This window comes from Clostridioides sp. ZZV14-6153, from assembly GCF_020657855.1.
Classification (GTDB): Bacteria; Bacillota; Clostridia; order Peptostreptococcales; family Peptostreptococcaceae; genus Clostridioides.
In genome coordinates this window covers 1-22,009 of the sequence record NZ_JAGWCZ010000027.1, presented here as the reverse complement: position 1 = coordinate 22,009, position 22,009 = coordinate 1, and the positions used below count along the sequence as shown (strand labels likewise).

At 28.3% G+C, this 22,009-nt stretch carries 17 protein-coding genes, 1 tRNA gene and 1 other RNA gene; 17 read left to right on the top strand and 2 right to left on the bottom strand.

The window, feature by feature from the left end:
- The first annotated feature begins 148 nt into the window (after nt 1-148).
- Nucleotides 149-223 (top strand) — tRNA-Thr (locus KGF46_RS19045).
- Between the two features lie 209 nt (nt 224-432).
- Here the strand turns inward: KGF46_RS19045 and srtB are convergent.
- Nucleotides 433-1,116 carry a class B sortase gene (gene srtB, locus KGF46_RS19040; protein ID WP_227830347.1) on the bottom strand — a complete coding sequence of 228 codons (684 nt, stop codon included), beginning with the start codon at nt 1,114-1,116 and terminating at the stop codon, nt 433-435.
- 134 nt (nt 1,117-1,250) lie between these two features.
- On the opposite strand from srtB, the gene rnpB reads away from it, so the two are divergent.
- The 8 genes from rnpB to KGF46_RS19000 all read left to right on the top strand — a co-directional run bounded on the left by rnpB (nt 1,251) and on the right by KGF46_RS19000 (nt 11,982).
- An RNA gene (rnpB, locus tag KGF46_RS19035) (RNase P RNA component class A) lies at nt 1,251-1,585 on the top strand.
- Nucleotides 1,586-1,861: 276 nt separating this feature from the next.
- On the top strand, nt 1,862-4,387 hold the full coding sequence (locus KGF46_RS19030) for an SPOR domain-containing protein (protein ID WP_227850893.1): 2,526 nt from the start codon (nt 1,862-1,864) through the stop codon (nt 4,385-4,387).
- A gap of 122 nt (nt 4,388-4,509) precedes the next feature.
- Entirely contained in the window at nt 4,510-6,501 is a 1,992-nt protein-coding gene (locus KGF46_RS19025) for a hypothetical protein (RefSeq protein ID WP_227830345.1), read from the top strand.
- Complete coding sequence (locus KGF46_RS19020; RefSeq protein WP_227432352.1) at nt 6,491-6,811, top strand: hypothetical protein; 321 nt, start codon at nt 6,491-6,493, stop codon at nt 6,809-6,811. The genes KGF46_RS19025 and KGF46_RS19020 overlap by 11 nt, the downstream gene beginning before the upstream one ends.
- A gap of 193 nt (nt 6,812-7,004) precedes the next feature.
- Nucleotides 7,005-7,880 (top strand): UTP--glucose-1-phosphate uridylyltransferase GalU, encoded by an 876-nt coding sequence (gene galU, locus KGF46_RS19015; RefSeq protein ID WP_285891649.1) that lies wholly within the window; start codon nt 7,005-7,007, stop codon nt 7,878-7,880.
- A 22-nt stretch (nt 7,881-7,902) separates the two neighbouring features.
- Nucleotides 7,903-8,916, top strand: a complete 1,014-nt coding sequence (galE, locus tag KGF46_RS19010; RefSeq protein ID WP_227830344.1) for a UDP-glucose 4-epimerase GalE — start codon at nt 7,903-7,905, stop codon at nt 8,914-8,916.
- A gap of 110 nt (nt 8,917-9,026) precedes the next feature.
- Nucleotides 9,027-10,961, top strand: coding sequence for a cell wall-binding repeat-containing protein (locus KGF46_RS19005; RefSeq protein WP_227862236.1), 1,935 nt, complete (start codon nt 9,027-9,029; stop codon nt 10,959-10,961).
- A 211-nt stretch (nt 10,962-11,172) separates the two neighbouring features.
- Nucleotides 11,173-11,982 carry a DUF3800 domain-containing protein gene (locus tag KGF46_RS19000; RefSeq protein ID WP_255287899.1) on the top strand — a complete coding sequence of 270 codons (810 nt, stop codon included), beginning with the start codon at nt 11,173-11,175 and terminating at the stop codon, nt 11,980-11,982.
- Nucleotides 11,983-12,192: 210 nt separating this feature from the next.
- Here KGF46_RS19000 and KGF46_RS18995 read toward each other — a convergent pair whose 3' ends face one another.
- Nucleotides 12,193-13,074 (bottom strand): LysR family transcriptional regulator, encoded by an 882-nt coding sequence (locus KGF46_RS18995; RefSeq protein WP_227830341.1) that lies wholly within the window; start codon nt 13,072-13,074, stop codon nt 12,193-12,195.
- Between the two features lie 413 nt (nt 13,075-13,487).
- Here KGF46_RS18995 and KGF46_RS18990 point away from each other — a divergent pair, with 413 nt between their 5' ends.
- From KGF46_RS18990 to KGF46_RS18955, 8 genes are all read left to right on the top strand, one after another.
- On the top strand, nt 13,488-14,336 hold the full coding sequence (locus KGF46_RS18990; RefSeq protein ID WP_227830340.1) for a sugar phosphate isomerase/epimerase family protein: 849 nt from the start codon (nt 13,488-13,490) through the stop codon (nt 14,334-14,336).
- 82 nt (nt 14,337-14,418) lie between these two features.
- Nucleotides 14,419-16,341 carry an FAD-dependent oxidoreductase gene (locus tag KGF46_RS18985; RefSeq protein WP_227843047.1) on the top strand — a complete coding sequence of 641 codons (1,923 nt, stop codon included), beginning with the start codon at nt 14,419-14,421 and terminating at the stop codon, nt 16,339-16,341.
- Between the two features lie 84 nt (nt 16,342-16,425).
- Nucleotides 16,426-17,289: a shikimate dehydrogenase gene (aroE, locus tag KGF46_RS18980; RefSeq protein ID WP_227830338.1), complete on the top strand. Its 864-nt coding sequence runs from the start codon at nt 16,426-16,428 to the stop codon at nt 17,287-17,289.
- A gap of 195 nt (nt 17,290-17,484) precedes the next feature.
- The gene (locus KGF46_RS18975) at nt 17,485-18,702 is read left to right on the top strand and encodes an MFS transporter (protein ID WP_227830337.1); all 1,218 of its coding nucleotides are present in this window, start codon (nt 17,485-17,487) and stop codon (nt 18,700-18,702) included.
- A 63-nt stretch (nt 18,703-18,765) separates the two neighbouring features.
- Nucleotides 18,766-19,548 carry a shikimate kinase gene (locus KGF46_RS18970; RefSeq protein ID WP_227830336.1) on the top strand — a complete coding sequence of 261 codons (783 nt, stop codon included), beginning with the start codon at nt 18,766-18,768 and terminating at the stop codon, nt 19,546-19,548.
- Nucleotides 19,549-19,756: 208 nt separating this feature from the next.
- Nucleotides 19,757-21,160: a restriction endonuclease gene (locus KGF46_RS18965; RefSeq protein WP_227862235.1), complete on the top strand. Its 1,404-nt coding sequence runs from the start codon at nt 19,757-19,759 to the stop codon at nt 21,158-21,160.
- Between the two features lie 101 nt (nt 21,161-21,261).
- Nucleotides 21,262-21,621, top strand: a complete 360-nt coding sequence (locus KGF46_RS18960) for an HIRAN domain-containing protein (protein WP_227862234.1) — start codon at nt 21,262-21,264, stop codon at nt 21,619-21,621.
- A gap of 278 nt (nt 21,622-21,899) precedes the next feature.
- Nucleotides 21,900-22,009, top strand: a 110-nt coding sequence (locus tag KGF46_RS18955; RefSeq protein WP_227857097.1) for a transposase, incomplete at its 3' end; no start/stop codon positions are given.

Sequence of the window (22,009 nt, the reverse complement as noted above, 5' to 3'; positions counted from 1 at the left end):
TGATAGGTCGAAGGTGTAAGTGCAGCAATGTATTTAGCTTATCGATACTAATAGGTCGAGGACTTGACCAATATTTACTTGATGTTCATTAATTAAAATATATATGCAGTTTTTAGAGTGTTAATTTAACTCATAATAGAATAAGTGTGCTGGTGTGGCTCAACGGTAGAGCAGCTGACTTGTAATCAGCAGGTTGTAGGTTCGATTCCTATCACCAGCTCCAGTGAAGACTATGTTAAAAACATAGTCTTTTTTATTGTGTAATATATTTATTCTTTTATATATATATAGTTTATATAAATAGACAAGAAGTTGATAAATTTAAGTAAGAAATAGCTATACAGATTAAAATAATTATTTTAATCTGTATGTGAATACCTTAACGCAAAATTTTGATTATTTGTGTAAGAATTGGTAGAAAGATATGTATATTTAATTTGAAACTAACTTGCCATGGATTACCATTCTAGCATCATCAAATTCATAAGTGCATGTAGAAAGTGTAACTATCTTATCTTTGCTATTTACTTTAATATTTGATTTATGTAATGATTTGGAAGTAATAGCATCTATGTATTTTTGATAGTCTGATTCACTATTAAAGCTTGTTTTTAGATAATCATAATCAGATTCTACAATATAGGCAGAAAATACTTCATATAATAATTCTTTTCCATCCATAGTGATTTTTATTCTATTATTTTCTTTAAAGAAATCATCATCTTTAAACTTATTTAGATTATTAAACATTGTTTTGTTTTTCATATTATGTCCATATACTATAACATTTTGGTCATCCAGAGATTTATTTCTATAATCCATGAATAATGTACCTGAGATAGATTCTTTACCATAAAAGTTTTTGTCAAGATAATAAGAATTATCTTTAGATTGTACAACTGGATAATTTATGTTTGTATTATCAACAGAAAGCCAAAATTTAAAATCTCTGTTTATTTTTGATAAGTCTTCTTTTTTATTTTCTTTTTTCTGAAGTTGAGCAGATGTTTTAGTATCATAGTTGTATTTGTTAAGTTTTAAGTATATATTAAATCCACTGTAGATTATTACTAATATTAGTATAATATTAATTATTACCCTATATAATTTTTTCAATATTCCACCTCAAATCATAAATAATAGTTTATATACCTATATTACACTATTTTTGAAGAAATTTAAATTTTTAGTATAATATTACTTTGACATACTTAAGGATTTATGATAATATAGCTAAGTAAAATGAATATTAAGTAAGCCAGATAATCGCATGTAATTTTACATGAGGAAAGTCGGAGCTCCATAGAGCAGGGTGCTAGGTAACACCTAGTGGGAGCAATCCTAAGGATAGTGCAACAGAAATAAACCGCCACTTATGTGGTAAGGATGGAAAGGCGAGGTAAGAGCTCACCAGCAGCTAGGCGACTAGTTGGCTATGTAAACCCCACCTGGAGCAAGACCAAGATAGGAATAAAGAGTGCTGCTCGTACTCTCCGGTAGGTAGGTCGCTTGAGCTTATTGGTGACAATAAGCCTAGAAAGATGATTATCTAATACAGAACTCCGCTTATAGACTTGCTTAATTTTTTCGATAGGTAAAACATCAGTTTAAACTGATGTTTTTTTATTTGCAAATTTGTCTAATTTACTTTCAAAATTTTGTGGAATATTGTAATATAAGTTAGTACAGATATTAAAAATGGTATAATATAAGATAGATATAAAAAGAAAAAGTAAAATGATGTAAATAATATGATATTATATAAGATGTAGTAAATTTAGTAACTAATTATTAAAATATCATAATCAAATTAGTAATTTTACATAATGTAAATATCACAATAAAATAATTGATTTAAGGAGTGAAGGTTTTGAGTGAAAATAATATAATAAGAAATACTGTTTTAAATGTCACAGCAAGTTTTTTAAAACAAGAGTCTAAGATAAATGAAAAATTAGAAGGTGTTTTAGAAAAGAAATTTGAAAAAGTAGAATTCAACGAAGCAAAATATGCTGAGCTTTTAAAATTTAATATATTGTTTTATAAAACATTAGCAAGAAATACAGAACCACTTATCGGGAAATGGATAGTAGATAAATACATACCTGAAATAGATGAATTAGAGAAAGACTTAGAATTGACTACAGCTAAATGTAGAAAGTATGTAAATAAGGCAATGAAGGATGGTTTAGACTGTCTAAAAGCCAACGATTTAAGTAGTTTTTTAGCTTATGATAAAATGGACCTATCAGAGAGACGAAGACGTTTAGAAAAGGATTATAAGGTTCTAAATCTATATAAAGACCTTCTTAATATAACACTTAGAAAGATAAGCTTAGAAAAGAAAGATTGTGCAAGTTTATTTCTTAAGAATCAAGCTGATGCTAAAAGAGAACTAAAAAGAGAAATAATATTCTGTGTAAATAAGATATTAGCTAGTAGCAAAGAGGTAGTACCTAAAAATATAGAAGAAAGTTCTGAACAAAGTAGTGAAGATATAAAAGCAACAGAAATTGAGGATTTACAATTAGGTAAAGATAATTCAGAAAATGATGTTTTATTAAATTCAGTTAAAAAGTCAGAATTAGGAAAAGAACCACAGATAAATGATGTAGAAGCAAAGTTTATGGATAAACTAAATAGTTTAAATGATGAAAGTATATCTCAAACTGTATATAATGAATATAAAAAATTATGTGGGTTAGAAGAACTTCCTTATGTTGAAGGCTATGGTTTTGGTAGAGAAGTTATTAAAGACTTTGTTTGTGCAACAGTTGCATTAGAATTTTTGAAGAGAAGAAATAGAGATCTTATAGAAGGTGCGATGAGACTAACTATAATTGGAGAATTTGGTGCTGAAAATTTTAAGGAATTCATAGATTATGTAATTAAAAATAAAACAGAAATTAGTGAAGATGTTTGGGAAGAAGCACACGTTGTTCTAAAAGATAAATCTTCTGAATTAGAAAATCACGATATTGTATCAAAGAGAACTAGAAAAAATAAAGACATTGATATTGAAGAATATATTTATATGATAAAAAATGCAGATAAAGATGTTTGCTTTAGAAGTAGCATTTCTATAGAAGAAGATACTAAAGAGGAAGATGCTAAAGAAGACGTAATTAATAAGAATGACAATATAGAGAATGTTCTAGAAAATAAAGAGAATATTGAAAAAGAGCATGATGTAAATGAAGAAGAGATAATTGAATCAGAAAATAAAAAGAGTAGAAAAAAAGATAAATTATTTGGATTTATGAAAAAAGAAAGCAAAAAAGAGGAGGTAGTAGAAGTAACTGAAAAAGAAGAAATTAGCCTAGGTAATACTTCTGATGCAGTTACAGATGAACCTAATGAATCTATTAAGGACAATATAGAAAACTTAGAAGAAGTAAACCAAAGTTTAGAAGAAGAGCGCAATATAAAAATAGAAAAACCAATAAATAATAATGAGTTAGATAAAAAACTATCAGCAAGTAATGAGCCTAAATCTGAAAAAGAAAGTAAGGGATTAGGTGATGAAATATCAAAAGAAGCAGAAGAAAAAAAGGTAGAAAGTGAAAAATCAGTAGTAATACCTATTAACAAGAAAGAAAAAAATAGTAAAAAATCCAAACATTCTCCTAAGTCTAATTCTAAGGAAAAGAAAACAGAAATAAAAAATTATGAATCAAATGAAGAAGATTTTATAGATGATGAAGAGGTTGGTTCTAAAAAAAGCAGATTAAAAGAGACTATTATAGCTATCGTTATAGTGGCAATTGTTGGTGTAGGATACTTTATAACAGTAGGCAATAACAAGAAAAATGATAAAGACAATACACCTCCAAAGGCATCAACTCAGCAACAGGCTAACAACAAACAAACAGAAGAAGAAAAGAAAGCAAAAGCTGAAAAAGAAAAGAAAGAAGCAGAAGAAAAGGCAAAAGCGGAAGAAAAAGAAAAAGCTGAAAAGAAAGCAAAAGAAATGGAAGCATATAAAGATGGTAAAGGTGTATATTATACTGTCTATGCAGGTTCACTTAAAGTTGAAGCAACAGCAAAAGAAACAGCAAAAGAATATGAAGCTAAAGGTATTTCTTCAACAATAGTTCAAGAGAATGGATATTATAAAGTGAAGATAGGTGATTATTCTGAATATGGAGAAGCACAAGAAAAATGTAATGAATTAGCTAAGAAATCTATTGATACATATATAGCGATGTATGATAAGTACTATGATTATAAATTAGAAGATTTGAAAGAATCAGCTCCTTCATTAAGTGCTGAAGAACTTAGACAAAAATATGAAGATTTAAGAAGTGAGTTAAGAAATAAATCTGGATATCGTGAATATGTTAAACATTTAGATAAACTTTATGAAGAAATAGTTGAAGGTGCTTAGGATATTTATAAAATAAGGACAAATTATGTCTCAAAATAAAAAGTATTAAAAAATATTATTTATTTTGAGGCATTTTGTCCATCTTTAGAAAATAATTATAATTTTGTTTAGGCGGTGAAGGTATGTTGAAATTAGGAGAAAAAATTATATATGAGCTTTCAGACGGATTTGAGCTTAGTGGTATCAGTAGATATTCAAAAGAATCTAAAAAACTTCATATAACAAATTTAGGTAATATTATAATCAGCAAAGCAGATGAAGTTAATGATGAATCAGGGGTAAAATATATATATAGTTTTTCAGATAATAAAAAAAAGTTAGAAGCAGTTTTAGAAGGTTCTCAAATAATTATTTATGGAGATAACTTGCCTTTTTATATAAAAAGTGAGAATTCAAGTAAGAATGTTACAGCAAGTTTAACTATGAAAATAACTCTAGATGAATATGATTTAATCTGTAAGAGCCAAAGAGAATTTATATTTTATTTAAAAGACAACATGACTATCTTGAGTTTAGATGATAATAAATTTTATATGGGTGGAATTAATAAAGATAACGAAAAGTTTATATTTATCAGTGGAAAAAATAGATTTGAAATAAACTTTGATGATATAGAAAGATATATTTTAGAAGATAAGAAAGTTTCTCTAAAGGGTTATTTTCATATGGAAAGAGAAGGTCTTATAGTAAGGTCTGTTTCTATATTTAATAATAATATAGAAAATATAGTTCCAGCCGATTTAAGTGAGAGAGTTAAAGATAATAAGAAAATAGGAAATCTTCCTAAAGATTGTGATATAGTATTCTGTAAAATATCAGGAAACATAGATGGATTTGATTATAAAAACACAAATATGCTTTTAGTAAAATATCAGGATCAACTTATTTTTATAAATAAGAAGTCTAAAAAAACTATTGTTAAGTCAACAAAAGATAATTGTTCAAAGTTAATTTTAGGAGAAGACATTATATTATATGATAATAAAAATGTATTTAACTTGCACATAAATGATAAAAATAAAGAAGCTATGCAAATAGAGGATTTAAAAGACATAGAAAATGAAATAGTAGGATATACATTAAAGCATGCCCCATTTTTTATCCAAGAAGATTTTAATAGTTTAACGATACTGAAATCTTTCCAAAAAGAAATTATATCTATAAAAAATAGTGATGTCAAAGATATTGTAATTAATAGAGAAATTGAAAGTAGAAATTCTAATTTTGTAGAAACAGAAATAAAATTTAATAATCAAAAAATAATTTTAAATTTAAGTAGAAGTATGGTTCAAAAACTTATGCAAGATGTATTTATATATGCAAAAAAACCACTACTTAAAGATGTTTCTGTTGAGATTTTATATAAAAATTGGTCTAAAGCTATGAATGATATGATAATATTTAATTTCTTTGGAAATATCTATTACATGAAATCTGAATTTGATAAAGTATTAGAAAGAGAATTGAATGATGAAATAAGAATAGAAGTCATAAATGCACTTTATAATCAGATACAAGAACAGAGAAATAATTTAGACTTAATATCAGCTTATACTCCAAGAATATTAGAAAATCAAGAGATAGAGTTATTTGAAAAGTATAATGCAAAACTTGATGTACAAGTATTTAGACAGATTAAAAATTTATTCTTTGATTTATCATACAATATAAGTAGTTATTTAGATGGAGTTGAAAAAAGTTTAGATAATATTATATTTGTAATATCAGGTGAAGATAAGAAGCGATACAATTATAGGATGTTAAAGGAAAGTGAAAGTGCAAACTTGGATGTATTTTTAAAACAAGCTATATCAAGATTAAATCATTTAGTAGAAAATATGTATCCTTACTATGTGGATGAAACTAGTAGAGAGATGTTTAAGTTATTTGAAGTCTTATGGAAAAACTATAAAAATATTAATGATGATAGTATAAAAGAAGTATTATTCGAGAGAATAACAAATACATATGTATTTAGACAATTGACATTAAATAATAATACAAATGAAAGAAGAAAAGACATAATTGAAAAAATATATAATTCTGTTGATTACGGAGCCAATAAGCTAGATGAAAATATGTTTTTCACAGGAGGAATGAAGTATGTCAAGTAAATACAATGTATGGAATTTTAATTATGAATTTTTAGGACTAAATTCAAGTGATGAAAAAAATAATGAAGTTTATTATGAGATTGATTTAGATGAAGTCTTAAATGAAAACTATATAAGTGAGGATATAGATGGAGATTTAGATACTGATGGAAATAGCATCTTAGGAGAATTAATATCAGAAATGGATATAGATGAAGATGTAAGTGTTGACATGACATATCAAGAATTAGAAGTGGATTTAGAAGATTTAGATTCATATTTGGATGATGATATAGATAGTGATATAAAGGGCATTTTAGATGAAATTTAGTACCTATGTGAGTTTTAGGTATAATATAGACAATATAATATATTAACTTATAAAAACTAAAGGTAGATGAAATTTCATCTACCTTTATGTTCTTGTAATGTCAAGAATTGGGATAATATAGAGTTTGAAGAAAAAGTATAAATATGGTATATTAATTTGGTACAAGAGAAAATTTACGAAGAAGGGTGAAAAAATGCAGATGACAGTAAAAAAAGCGATAATACCAGCAGCAGGGCTAGGAACTAGATTTTTACCAGCAACAAAATCACAGCCCAAAGAAATGCTTCCTATAGTAGATAAACCAACTTTACAGTATATAATAGAAGAAGCTATAGACTCAGGAATTGAAGAAATTCTTATAATAACAGGTAGAAATAAAAAATCTATAGAAGACCATTTTGATAAATCAGTTGAATTAGAGTTAGAATTAGAACAAAAAGGTAAGACAGAAATGCTAGAAATGGTAAGAGATATATCAAATATGGTAAATATTCACTATATAAGACAAAAGGAGCCAAAAGGTCTTGGACATGCAATTTACTGTGCAAAAAGTTTTATAGGTGATGAACCTTTTGCTGTATTATTAGGTGATGATATAGTAGACTCAAATGTGCCTTGTCTAAAGCAATTAATAGATACTTATAATGAATATAAAACAACTGTACTAGGTGTTCAAAAGATAGCTAAAGAAGATACAAACAAATATGGAATATTGGATATAAAACATATAGAAGATAGAGTTTACAAAGTTAAAGATATGGTTGAAAAGCCTGCAATTGAAGAAGCACCATCAGACATAGCCATACTTGGAAGATATATAATAACTCCTGCAATATTTGATATATTAGAGAAACAAACACCTGGAAAGGGTGGAGAAATACAGTTAACAGATGCACTTCAAACTCTTGGAAAACAAGAGGCTATTTATGCTTATAACTTTGAAGGAAGAAGGTATGATGTGGGAGATAAGATTGGCTTTTTAGAGGCGACAATAGATTTTGCTCTAAAAAGAGAAAATCTAAAAGATGATTTAATGGATTATATGAGAAAAAAAGTAAGCGAAAAATAAATTTAGAAAAGAGGTAATTACTATGGCGGTTTTAGTAGCTGGAGGAGCAGGATATATAGGAAGCCATACAGCAATAGAACTTTTAGAATCAGGTTATGAAGTTGTTATAGTTGACAATTTAAGTAATAGCAACTCAATAGTAGTTGATAGAATTAGCGAACTATCTGGAAAACAAGTAAAGTTTTATAATATTGATATAACCAATAAAAATGAAATGCACATTGTATTTAAAGAAAATAATATTGAATCTATTATCCATTTTGCAGCTTTAAAAGCAGTTGGAGAATCAGTAGAAAAACCAATTGAATATTATAGCAATAATCTAATAAGTACATTAAATTTATTTGAATTAATGAGAGAATACGGTGTTAAGAAATTTGTATTTAGTTCATCAGCTACCGTATATGGAGATCCACATACTTGTCCTATATTAGAAGATTTCCCACTTTCTGTAACTAATCCATATGGAAGAACGAAGCTTATGATAGAGCAGATGTTAGTGGATATATCAAAAGCAGATGAGTCATTAGATATAGCACTTTTAAGATATTTTAACCCAGTAGGTGCTCATAAGAGTGGAAGAATTGGTGAAGAACCAAATGGAATTCCAAGTAACTTAATGCCTTATATAACAAAAATAGCAGTAGGTAAATTAAAAGAACTAAGTGTGTATGGAAATGATTATCCAACTCATGATGGGACTGGAGTTAGAGATTATATACATGTATTAGATTTAGCTGCTGGTCATGTAAAGGCATTACAAAAATTAGAAGAAAATCCAGGACTTGTTGTTTATAATTTAGGAACTGGTAAAGGATATAGTGTTCTTGATTTAGTTAAAGCATTTTCTAAAGCCAGTGGAAAAGAGATACCATACAAAATTGTTGGAAGAAGAGCTGGAGATGTAGCAATGTGTTACGCAGATTCATCAAAAGCAGAGAAAGAACTTGGGTGGAAAGCTAAATATGAACTTGAAGAAATGTGTCAAGATTCTTGGAGATGGCAAAGTATGAATCCAAATGGATACGAGGCATAAAATGAATATTAATGGGGTAAATGTAACAAATTTGTAAATACAAGATATTGGTAATTTTATGTTATAATTAGAGGCGTGTAGTTATGTTTCTAAAAGAGGGGGAAGTTATAGTGAAAAAAAGTCTAAAAAAGTATTTAGTACTAGCAATGACTTTAGTTTTAGTATTTGCATGTGGCGTACCAGAATCAAGTGCAGCCAGTAAACATGTAATTATAGTAAACTCAAGAAAAAATACTCTAGGATATTTTGTAAATAGCAAGCTTGTAAAAGAATTTAAAGTTGCAACAGGGAAAAAAGGTTCAGAGACACCAACAGGTAAAACAAAGGTAGTTAACAAGATAAAAAATAGACCATATTATAAAGGAAATATACCTGGAGGAAGTCCAAAAAATCCATTAGGAGATAGATGGATGGGATTAGCATTAAAAGGAACTTATGGAGATACATATGGGATACATGGAAATAACAATGAAAGTTCTATTGGAAAACACATTTCTGGTGGATGCATAAGAATGCATAATAAAGAGGTTAGATGGTTATTTGACCAAGTTCCAGTAGGTTCAGATGTAATTATAGATTATAGTAATGACAGTTATACTAAAATAGCAGCAAAATATAAGATAAACTTAAATCAAACAGGATGGAAAACAGAAAATGGTAAGAAGTATTATGTAAAATCTGATGGAACATACCAAAAAAATAGTTGGTTAAAAGTAAATGGAAAAATGTATTATTTTGATGCTTCAGGAGTAATGCAAACAGGATGGAAGACAATTAATAACAAAAAATATTACTTAGGAACTGATGGAGTAAGAGTATCTGGATGGAAGGTAATTGATGGAAAAACTTATTACTTTAATTCAGATGGAGTAATGCAAACAGGATGGCAAGAAAAAGATGGCAAGAAATACTATCTAGGAAATGATGGATTATCAGTAGTAGGATGGCAAGAAATAGATGGTAATAAGTATTACTTTGATAAAACAGGAGTAATGCAAACAGGATGGCAACAATTAGAAGGTAAATCTTACTATTTAGACAAAGAAGGTAAAATGTTAACAGGAACTCAAAAAATAGATGGAAAAGATTATACTTTCAATGAAGATGGAACAATAAACCCTACATGGAACACAGTTATAGGAGCAAATAGATTTGATACAGCTAAAAAAATAAGTGAAGTTGGAAATTGGAGTGCTGATAGTTCAGATACTGTTGTATTAGTAAATGGAAATGCAATAGCAGATGGAATAACAGCAACACCTTTGGCAAGTAGTTACAACGCAACAATATTACTTACTAATACAGATAAATTACCAACTGAAACTATTTCAGAAATGAATTCATTAGCACCTAAAACAGTAATTTTAATAGGTGGAGAAAATGCAATAAGTTCTAAATTAGAGCAAGAAATAAAGACTACTTTTAATGCAGAGACAAAGAGAATATCAGGCCAAGATAGATATCAAACTGCTATAAGAATAGCTAATGAACTTGGAAACAGAGAAGAAATAAAGACAGCTTATATGGTTTCTGGAAATGGAGAAGCAGATGCTCTATCTGTAGCTTCTAAAGCTGGAGAAGAAAAACAACCTATAATATTAGTTAAGAAAGATGGAATTACAGAAGAATCTTATATATGGCTAACAGAAAGAAAATTAGAAAATGCATATTTTATAGGTGGACCAAATGCAATCAATGATTCAGCAATAGCTAAGATGAATGAAATAACTACTGAAGATGTTTCAGGAAATAGAATATATGGAAATGACAGATTAGATACCAATGCTAAAGTTATAGAAAAATTCTATGGCGATACTGATTTACAATCTGTATTAGTTAGCAAATCAGATGCTTTAGTAGATGCTTTATCAGCTGGTCCATTAGCTGCAAAATTACACTCACCAATAGTTTTAATGGATAATTCAGGATTATCATCAGAACAAAATAGAGTATTTGCAAATAAAAGAGTTGAAACTCCTTATCAAATTGGAGGAGGAGTATCTTATATAGGCATGGATAAATTAATATATATTCTTGGAAAATAATAAAACTATATAACTAATGTATAAAATGAAATTGAGATGTAAAATTCAACAGCCTAAAGCTTTGATTATTTATATCTCAATTTTTTTATTATAAAATTAAGTTTAAGTTATCTAAAAATCTTGGAATATTTTCAAAACTCATATAAAATAAATATAGGTGATATCATCATATGTTAAGAGGGTGAGTGAAATTATAAAGAAGAAGTATATAATGTTTATTGATGAAAGTGGGAGAGCTGATATAAATCATGAGGACCCATTTACATTAACAGGAGTAATTTTTGAATATAAATATGCAGTGAGTCAAGGTGATTATGTCTGCTGTTTAAGGAAAGAGATGGATGCATTTAAAGAGTATTGCTTTGGAACTAGTAATATAGGAATACACTTGACTGACATATCCAGAAAGTCAAGAGCATTTGAAAGGTTTGATGATTCACAAATTAAGTTATTTTATGATGAATTACCTTTATTTCTATCTAAACTAGAGTGCACCATAATATCAGTAACAGTAGATAAGACTAGATTAAAAAAATATTATGCACCTTCAAAGGAACCTTATGTTGTGGCTTTTATACATGTACTTCAAAATTTCTATTCATTTGTAAATAATGAAAATGTAGAGTCTGCAAGAATAGTTATTGAATCAAGAGATGATGTTTCAAATTTAAAAGTACAAAAGGCATTTTTTGATGTTTTTAATAATGGAACAATATATTTAGATATAGATGAAGAGTTAAGAGATAAGGTAAAAGGTTTTATAATTGCAAAAAAGGAAGATGTAGATTACAAAGAGGGTTTAGAAATAGCTGATATTCTATGTAATCCTCTTAGTAGAGCTAGAAGAGGATTAATAGAAGCAAATCCAAAATGTATACAATATGGGGAAAAAAATAAAATATTTAAATCTGTAAGAAGTAAAATATACACTCCAACTAGTTTAAATGACATAAGAAATTGGGGTTTTAAAGAAGTTCCAATTATAGAGCCTGTTGGACCATGGCTTGAAAAAATGAGATAGATAGATTGACAAATTTTTAGAAAATTGATATAATATAAGTAACTAAGTTATTCAGGAATTGAAATACAGTTGCTGTTATATAACGATTATTGCTGGGACTCGGATGCCGACTGTCAGTTAAGAATCTATACTTTTAGAAGTATAGATTTTTTTATTTTGGAAGAAATACTAAAAAAGAGACTATTTAAAAATAACCTCTTTTATTAATTCTTATAATTGAGCATTTTTAATGACAAAGTTTTTGAAATTTTTAATCGCAGGTGGTAAATATCTATCCTTTATAACTGCTAGGTAAAAATTTCTTTCCCAACTTGGATAAACGATTTGAATTACTTTTACTTTTGTAAACTTAAGCATAGACATATTTGGGACTACAGCTATGCCGAAATTTTTTGCAACTAATCCAGCAATTACTTGGTCTTCTTCTACTTCATGAACTATGTTAGGTTGTTGATTTATTTTTTTAAACATGTCATCAATTATATATCTAAGTCCACTTCTTTGATTAAATACTATTTGAGGATAAGGTATTGTTTCTTTTAAATCTATAGTATCTTTTGTAGCCAGTGGGTGGCTATATGGTACAATTAATACTAAATCTTGTTTGGCTACAGGTATAAATTCAATTCCCTTCTCTTTTTCAAGTTTTGAGCAAAAAGCAATATCGTATTTTCTTTCCTTAAGACCTTGGATAATATCAGTAGTTACACCTGTATGGAATTTAAAGTCAATTGATTTATCAGGATTAGATTTTAAGAATCTATGAACCATATCAGGTATAAAGTCTGTACCAAGTGTTCTAAGGAAAGCTAAGTCAATTTGCCCTTCACCAGTACCAGTTATCTTTAGTGACTTTACACTTGAGTCTAAGATTTCTAATGATTTTTCCACATCTTTTAAAAATATTTTACCATATTTAGTTAAAACTATATTTCTACCTTCCTTTTCAAATAGAGACACTCCAAGTTCACTTTCTAACAAAGAAATAGCATGGCTCAAACTTGGTTGTGTTATAGATAAATTTTCTGCTGCTTTTGTATAGTGCTCTAAATGTGCCAATGTAACAAAATAGCGTAAGTGATATAAATTCAATTTTTGTTCATCCTTTCATGAGTATCGTATTTTTTATTTGTATGTATTTAAAGAAGTTGACCTTAAAGAAGTTTTTCACATTTTTATTATATATGATTACAGCATAATAATAAAAGCTTTTAAAAAAATTTATCGTTTTTTGTCTTAAATTTTAGATAGATAGAGCTAAGGAATACATTAATAAATTATATTATCAATAAAATCTATAAACAAAATCTATGAATTGATAGGAAATTATCAATTTGTTATTAACAAAGTCTCATGATACAATAAATTTATAAAATCTAGATAAAGATAAATCAAAAAAATATTTTTGTTTTTAAAGTAAAATGATACTACTAGTAGAATAAATAAAAAAATAAAATCAAAAAAAAGATTAATTATAAAGAAATTAAAGGGGGCATATTTAAATTATGGATAATCAAAAAAATATTAACATTCCAATTACTATTAGTTCTTATACATTAGGTACAGAAGTTTCATTTCGCGACAGAGTTCGCATTGCAAAAGAAGCTGGATTTGATGGTATTGGATTACGTGCTGAAAATTATGTAGATGCAAAAAATGCTGGAGTTACAGACGAAGAAATGCTTTCAATTCTTGATGAATATAATATGAAAGTTACAGAAGTAGAATATATAACTCAATGGGGAACTAAAGAAGATAGAACAGAAGCACAACAAGAAAAAGAGCAAAATGTTTATCATATGGCTCGTTTATTTAATGTTAAACATATAAATTGTGGTCTATTAGAAATGGTACCAGAAGAACAAATTATAACTGCATTGGGAGAATTATGTGATAGAGCAGGAGAACTTATTATAGGACTTGAGTTTATGCCATACAGCGGTGTGCCAGATTTAGCTACTGCTTGGCGTGTTGTAAAAGGATGTAACCGTGAAAATGCAATGCTTATATTAGATACATGGCACTGGGCTAGAGCAAAACAAACAGTAGATGACCTTGCCCCTGTTCCAGCAGAAAAGATAGTATCAATTCAAGTTTGTGATGTTTTAGAGACACCTTATGAAAAACTTAGAGATGAATCACTACATGACCGTGTAGCTCCAGGTGAAGGATATGGAAATACAGAAGATTTTGTAAAAATAATCAAAGAACATAATATATCACCAGAAGTTATAGGCGTTGAAGTAATATCTGATTCTTTAGTAGCTAAAGGATTATCAACTGCAGCTGAGACTGTATTTAAGGCAACTAAAAAAGTATTAGATAAAGCATGGCCAGAAGTATCTCCAAAATAAAAATAGAGTTATTCGATATTAAAGTATATGAAGCATAAAAATATAAGAAAAAAATATAAAACTTGAAAGGAAGGAAAACCTTATGAAGATTAGTTCTATGTTTACACCTATAAAAATTGGTTCAATGATAGTTCCAAACCGTTTTGTAGTTCCTCCAATGGGAAATAATTTTGCAAACACAGATGGTACTTTAAGTGAAACTTCTAAGGCTTATTATCTTGAACGTGCCTTAGGTGGTTTTGGATTAATAACTATAGAATCTAGTGTTGTGGATAAGAAAGCTAAAGGAGGACCTCATAAACCTTGTTTGTATGATGATAGTACAATAGATAGTTTCAAAAATGTAATAGATGCCTGTCATAATGCTGGTTCAAAAGTATCTATACAATTACAACATGCTGGTTCTGAAGGAAATGAAAAAATTGCAGGGTATCCTTTAAAAGCTGCTTCTGCAATACCTGCATCAAATGGACGTAATACACCATTAGCAATAACAACTGAAGAAATATATGAGCTTATAGAATCTTATGGAGATGCTGCGTTACGTGCAAAAAAAGCTGGTGTGGATGCTGTTGAAGTTCACTGTGCTCATGGATATTTAGTTAGTAGTTTTATATCACCAAGAACAAATAAACGTGTAGATGAATTTGGTGGATGTTTTGAAAATAGAATGAGATTACCTCGTCTTATAATTGAAAATATACGTAAAAAGGTAGGAGATTCTATAGCAATACTATGTCGTATAAATAGTACAGATGATATTTTAGGTGGAATTGATGTACATGATAGCTCAGTAATCGCAGCTTATTTAGAAGATTGTGGAGTAGATGGACTTCATGTTTCACGTAGTATACATATACATGATGAATATATGTGGGCTCCTACAGTTCTTCATGCTGGATTTAGTGCAGATTTAGTTACAGAAATAAAAAAATCTGTGAGTATACCAGTAATAACTGTTGGTCGCTATACAGAGCCTCAATTTGCTGAATTGATGGTTCGTCAAGGCAGATGTGATTTAGTTGCATTTGGTAGACAAAGTTTAGCTGACCCAGGCATGCCTAACAAAGCTAAAAATGGTAAGTTAGATGAAATGATACCATGTATTGCATGTCTACAAGGTTGTGTACCAAATATGTTCCAAGGTAAGCCTATAGCATGTCTTGCAAATCCGATATTAGGTCATGAAGCTGAACTTAAACCAGCTGAAACTACAAAAGAAGTTCTTGTTGTTGGTGGCGGTGTTGGAGGTATGCTTGCAGCATGGGTATGTGCTGAGAGAGGGCATAAGGTAACTCTAGTTGAAAAATCTGAAATGCTTGGTGGGCAAATGCGTTTAGCTGCATATCCTCCAGGTAAAGGAGATATCACTAATTTAGTTCGTAGTTATATTTCAAAATGTAATCAATATGGTGTAAAAATATACACTAATACAGAAGTTACAGTAGAGTTTATAAAAGAAAAATCACCTGATGCAGTTATTGTAGCTACTGGTGCAACTCCACTTGTACTTCCTATACCAGGAATTAATGAATCAGGATTAATACATGCAGTTGATCTTCTTGATGGAAAAGAATCTTGTGGAAAGAAAGTTCTTGTTGTTGGTGGTGGAATGGTTGGTTGTGAAGTGGCAGCATTCCTTGGTGAACAAGAACATGATGTTACTGTTATTGAATTAAGAGAACAAGTTGGTGCAGATGTAATTTCTGAACATCGTAAATTCCTTATGGATGATTTTAAAAGTTACAATATACATACTGTTACTGGTGCTAAAGTTGCTAAGTTCTATAACGATGGAGTTGACTATTCACTTGCAGATGGAACAGAAGATAATTTAAAAGGGTTTGATTCAGTAGTGCTTGCTATGGGTTCTCGTAATTATGACCCATTAAGCGAAGAAGTAAAGAAATTTGTGAATGAAACTTATGTTGTTGGGGATGCAGTAAAGGCTCGTAGAGCATTGGATGCAACAAAAGAAGCTTTTGAAGTAGCATTAAATATATAGTTGAAATTAAATAGATGTTTCTTTGCAAATAATTAAATAGATTATTTGCAAAGAAATTGATGATATTGGGAGGATATAATAATTATGGAAATTTCAGGTAGAACAGGGTTATTCGCATTAATAGGTACACCAGTTGGGCATTCTAAATCACCACTAATGTATAATTATAGTTTTGAAAAATTAGATTTAGATTATAGATACTTAGCTTTTGATATTACTGTGGACAAGGTAAAAGATGCACTTTCAGCTATAAAGACGTTCAACATAAAAGGAGCAAATGTAACAATGCCATGTAAAACTGCTGTTACAGAATATATGGATGAACTTTCTCCAGCAGCTCGTATAATTGGAGCATGCAATACAATTGTAAATGAAGATGGAAAGTTAATTGGACATATAACAGATGGTGTGGGTTACGTTCGTAATTTAAAAGAAAATGGAGTTGAAGTAAAGGGTAAAAAACTTACAATTATGGGTGCTGGTGGTGCGGCAACTGCTATACAAGTACAATGTGCATTAGATGGAGCAAGAGAAATATCTATTTTCAATGCTAAGGATGATTTTTATAAAAGAGCGGAACAAACAATTGAAAATATAAAGAAAGAAGTACCAGGATGTATTGTTAATTTATATGATTTAGCAGACACAGAAAAACTTTATGAAGAAGTATCATCAAGTGATATTTTGACAAATGCAACGCTTATTGGGATGAAACCTCATGACAATGAAACTAATATAAAAGATGTTAGTGTATTAAGAAAAGAGTTAGTTGTAACAGATGTTGTTTATAATCCAAATAAAACAAAAATGATTGAGGATGCTGAAGCTAATGGTTGTAAAGCTATTGGTGGGTTAGGAATGTTATTATATCAAGGAGCTGAAGCTTTTAATCTATACACTGGATTGGAAATGCCTGTAGAAGAAATTAAAGAATTATACTTTAAATAGACGAAAAAATAATATTTTAATAATGTAGAATATATGTATCTCAATGTTTTGATATTACTTTACAAATTGTCATAGTGGGTTTTGTATCGATGGTCTAGTTAAATGTAAAAGTTTAACTATTCTTTAAACCCATTATGGGAATGCGTTTATTGTATATAAAAATGTTAAGAAATTAACGAGAATAGGAGAATAACTATGAATAATAAAAAATACTATCCTACTGCCATAGCTTTGTATTTTTCATATTTTTTACTTGGTATTGGAATTTCAATTTTAGGACAATATAAACCAGAATTTGCATCTATGTGGGGAGCTAAGACTTTATCAGATGGAACTCTTGATGTGAGTATTGTTTTAGCTGTTATTGCTGCATTAGGGTTAGGTAGACTTATATCATATCCATTTGCAGGCCCTATTTCAGATAAATATGGAAGAAAGGTAAGTGGACTTATAGGTAATTTTCTACATGCAATTTTCTTTGTTGGAATTGTATTTTCACCAAATTTTTACATAGCGTATATATTTGCAATAATTGGAGGCGCAGCAAACTCATTTTTAGATACTTGTGTAACACCTTCTTGCATGGAGATATTTGCTAGTCTAGGAACAATAGCAAATATGTTTACTAAATTCACAATAGCTTTAGCGCAATTTTTACTTCCTTTTATAATTGGATTTGTTGCAGCAAATTCAATATCATTTAAAGTTATTTTTATAGTAACAGCTGTTCTTATTATTATAGATGCAATTTTAATAGCTGTATTGCCATTTCCTCCAGCTAACAATGTTATTGATAATAATGGAAAGGCTGTCAAGTCAGAAAAAATGAAGTTTACACCAACAAGTATAGCTCTTGTTTGTATTGGATTTACATGTACATCTACATTTGTACTATGGCTAAATTGTAATCAAGAATTAGGTAAATTATATGGTATGGCTGACCCTACAAAAATTCAATCTTTTTATTCAATGGGAGTAATCTTTGCAGTGTTAATAACTTCTGTACTTATAAAAAAATATGTTAAGCCAATAAGAATACTTGTTATCTATCCTGTGATAGCTTCAATTATGTTATTAATTGTGTACTTTGTTCAGACTCCAACTATCTGTATGATAGGAGGATTTGTAATAGGTTATTCAGCAGCAGGTGGTGTGCTTCAATTGACTACATCGACAGCAAATGAAATGTTTCCAACTAATAAAGGAAAAATAACATCTATAGTTATGATTGCATCTAGTATAGCTAACTATGTTATTTTAAATATAGCTGGATTTATTACAAAATCTGGTGGAGTAAATGGTCCAAAATACGTTGTATTATTTAATGTAGCTATAACGTTTGTTGGAATTTTACTTGCATTGTTTGTAAACATGAGATATGAAAAAGAAAAAGTACATGATTATAATATGTAACATTAGTATAATATAATTGTAAGTATTTTTAATTTTAACATGTCTGAAAGAAGAGGTGTCACAATGGAAAATATAGAAAAAATAAGAGAAAAAATAGATTTATATGATGATGAGCTGATTGATTTACTTGAGAAAAGAATGGAATGTATAAAGGGTATTATTGATATTAAAAAGGAAAAAGGTATTCCCATTTTACAGCCAGACTATGAAAATAAAAAAGAAGTAGCGTTGATTGAGAAGCTAAAAGGTCATAAGTTTGAAAATGAAATTATAGATATTTTTAGATATATAGTAAAAAATAGTAAGAAAATACAGGCTAAAAATTTATTCTCTTATAATATAATGCTTGTTGGATTTATGGGGGTCGGAAAAAGTACTGTATCATCATACTTGAGTCATCTATTAGAAATGGAGCAAGTAGAAACAGATGCATATATAGTTGAGCATCAAGGAATGAGTATTTCTGAAATATTTGAAAAACGAGGGGAAGAATATTTTAGAAATCTTGAAAGCCAAGCATTAATAAGTTTTCAACAAAGAGAAGGACTAGTTGTTTCCTGTGGGGGAGGAATCGTACTTAGAGATAAAAACGTAGAATATATGAAAAAAAGTGGAAGAATTGTTTTATTAACAGCAAGTCCAGAAACTATTCTTCAACGTGTTAAACATAGTGATGAAAGACCAATACTTAATAATAATATGAATGTTGAATTTATATCTGATTTGATGAAAAGACGAGAAGCGAAATATATGGCATCAGCAGATATTATTGTAAATACAGATAATAAAACAATAAAAGAAATTTGTGAAGAGCTAGTTGTAAAGTTAATGGAACTTGATAAATAAATTCTAATTTAAAATGAGTATGTATTTAAAAAAATAAATTTCAACTTAACAAAATCATTGTTAAGCGATGTAACTTTAATATTTGTACAATTAGTATTACTGGAAATCTTAATTTCTAGTAATATTTTTTTATGTGTAAAAATGTAAATTCACTAAAATAAGTAGTATAATCAATATAAATTATAATAATGTAAAGGAGGATAATTTAGTGGGCAGTATTTTTAAGCAACTACAAAAGATTAAGGATTATGATGGATATAAAGAGTCATTTGAAATGAATTATTTATGTATATACGAAAAGATACCTTTAAGAGAACAAGTAGAACTTGCAAATAATTTGGTAGAGAATATTTTAAATATTTATAGAAGTGAATCTAATAAAATTGACATGTTAGAGGAGTATAATCATAAGTCTCTAATTTGTTATTTTGAAATCTTTATGAAAAAGATAAATACTCTAATAAAGGAGAGAATAATTGATGAAAAGTGGTTATATCAGCTAACAAAGGATTTAATATATACAAGTGAAAAAGATGAGTATGTAAAACTTGGGCTTGTTTTAAGTGAAAATTATTTAGATGTAGACAATATAAGAGAAGTAGTTGATACATTTTCTAAATCTGGAGAATACATATTTTATTTAAGTAATACTATTAGAAAACTTGAATTTTACAATACCTATTTGTTTAATCTATCTAGAATATCTACAGGTTCAATAAAAGTATTTGCCATTGTTAATATAGAAAATCTAGATTCTAAAATAACCTCTTATTTAATCGAAGAAGGATATAAAGATAAAAAATATGAAGGATTACTAATGAACTATATTATTTCTACAGTAGATTTAAGCGAATATCTTGAAAGACGAGATTTAGATAAAGATAAGGTAAACAACTTAGCACATCTTATATGCAATTATTTGTTAAGTGTAGAATTTAAATATATAGGGAATAAAGTGGAATTAGTGAATCAATTTCTGCCAATTGTAGCAAGCTATGGGACTAGCTTTGATAGTCTATATTCTATTTTTTTAATAGCAGTAGGTGTTTTAGAAGATGATAAAGTAAGTTGTGATAAAGTTGAATTTAAGAAAGAAATGAATAATGTTTTACTCAGTGAAAAGTGGAAAAGTGTATTCTTTAAAGCATTAAATGAAGCCGATGGAAAGACAGAAGATATGATAAAAATGTCAGAAATTTATGATGTACGTTTATCTTTTGATGATTTATTGCCATATTTAAATAAAGATATTCGAGATTTTGAGGTGTATTGGTATATATCTAAAAAGGGAAGTGCAAATTGTAAGTTAAAGTTATTAGACTTTTTTGAAAAAACATTTAAAACAAAAGAGTTAATTGGAAAAATGGAAGACATAGAAAAAAATAAATTAACACAAGAATATTACGATGATATGTTATTTTTTATTGTCCTTAAAGGTAGTAAATCACTATACCCTGAAGGAAAGAATCTATCTTTAAAAGGAATTTTTGGAAACATAAATGAAGTACGTAAAGAATCTATAAATATTTTAAAGAGGTATAGAGAGCGACTTTCTCTTAAAGAAATGCAAATAGTTAAAGAAGCTTATGAAAAAGAAAAAATATCAAATTAAAAGATGAGTTAAGACGATTATTATATGAAAGTAATAATTTAAAAAAAGAATTTGTAAATACTAAAAAGCTGAAGGTAAATGAGCATGGTAAAGATATTTATTTGACTTCAGTAGCTGTTGCTGGCTCAAGGTTTAGAAATAGAGAATATCTAGAAAAGGAATTGGAGAAGAGTAAGATATACTATCTAAACAGAGAAAAAGATAATTTATATGATGAAAATGCTATCAGAATAGTTGGAGAAACTGGATATGTAATAGGCTATGTTCCAAGAAAAGATAATTATATTTTGAGTAATTTATTAGATGGAGGAAAACTCTTGTATTGTAGAGTAACTGAATACAATTTAGATGAAGATTATATTTATATAAACATATATTTGAGTTATAAAGATGTTATTGAAACTGTTGAAAATTCTCTTAAAATGGTATTAGATAGAAGTAAGGTAAAAATCGTAAACTAAATAATATTACGAATTATTTAAAATTTAAACTATAATCAATATATTTGATATTATTTGGTTGAAATATGGAAAAATTTAAAATACAATTAACATATAAATGAATTTAATTTAAAATTCGCAAATGTTATTTTAATTTAACCTATAATGGCGAAATTCCTCTTCCTCGCCATAGGAGGTAGAAGATGTAAGCCTAACCGATAGGTTATTTATTTTACTTGATTTTCAAAAATGTATTGTATTATAAAATCAGTAGTAAAAACTGAAAGGAAGTAATTACAATGAAATTAGATAGTAATAATCATTCAGTATTCTTGTTACACTATCACTTAGTTATGTGTATAAAATATAGAAGAAAAGTAATAGATAACTCTATATCAGATAGACTAAA

Coding starts and splice junctions, on each gene's coding strand:
- KGF46_RS19000 (WP_255287899.1), top strand. CDS start 11,173: ATGTTTATTGATGAAAGTGGGAGAGCTGATATAAATCATGAGGACCCA.
- galE (WP_227830344.1), top strand. CDS start 7,903: ATGGCGGTTTTAGTAGCTGGAGGAGCAGGATATATAGGAAGCCATACA.
- KGF46_RS18985 (WP_227843047.1), top strand. CDS start 14,419: ATGAAGATTAGTTCTATGTTTACACCTATAAAAATTGGTTCAATGATA.
- KGF46_RS18975 (WP_227830337.1), top strand. CDS start 17,485: ATGAATAATAAAAAATACTATCCTACTGCCATAGCTTTGTATTTTTCA.
- KGF46_RS18990 (WP_227830340.1), top strand. CDS start 13,488: ATGGATAATCAAAAAAATATTAACATTCCAATTACTATTAGTTCTTAT.
- aroE (WP_227830338.1), top strand. CDS start 16,426: ATGGAAATTTCAGGTAGAACAGGGTTATTCGCATTAATAGGTACACCA.
- galU (WP_285891649.1), top strand. CDS start 7,005: ATGCAGATGACAGTAAAAAAAGCGATAATACCAGCAGCAGGGCTAGGA.
- KGF46_RS18970 (WP_227830336.1), top strand. CDS start 18,766: ATGGAAAATATAGAAAAAATAAGAGAAAAAATAGATTTATATGATGAT.
- KGF46_RS19020 (WP_227432352.1), top strand. CDS start 6,491: ATGTCAAGTAAATACAATGTATGGAATTTTAATTATGAATTTTTAGGA.
- KGF46_RS19025 (WP_227830345.1), top strand. CDS start 4,510: ATGTTGAAATTAGGAGAAAAAATTATATATGAGCTTTCAGACGGATTT.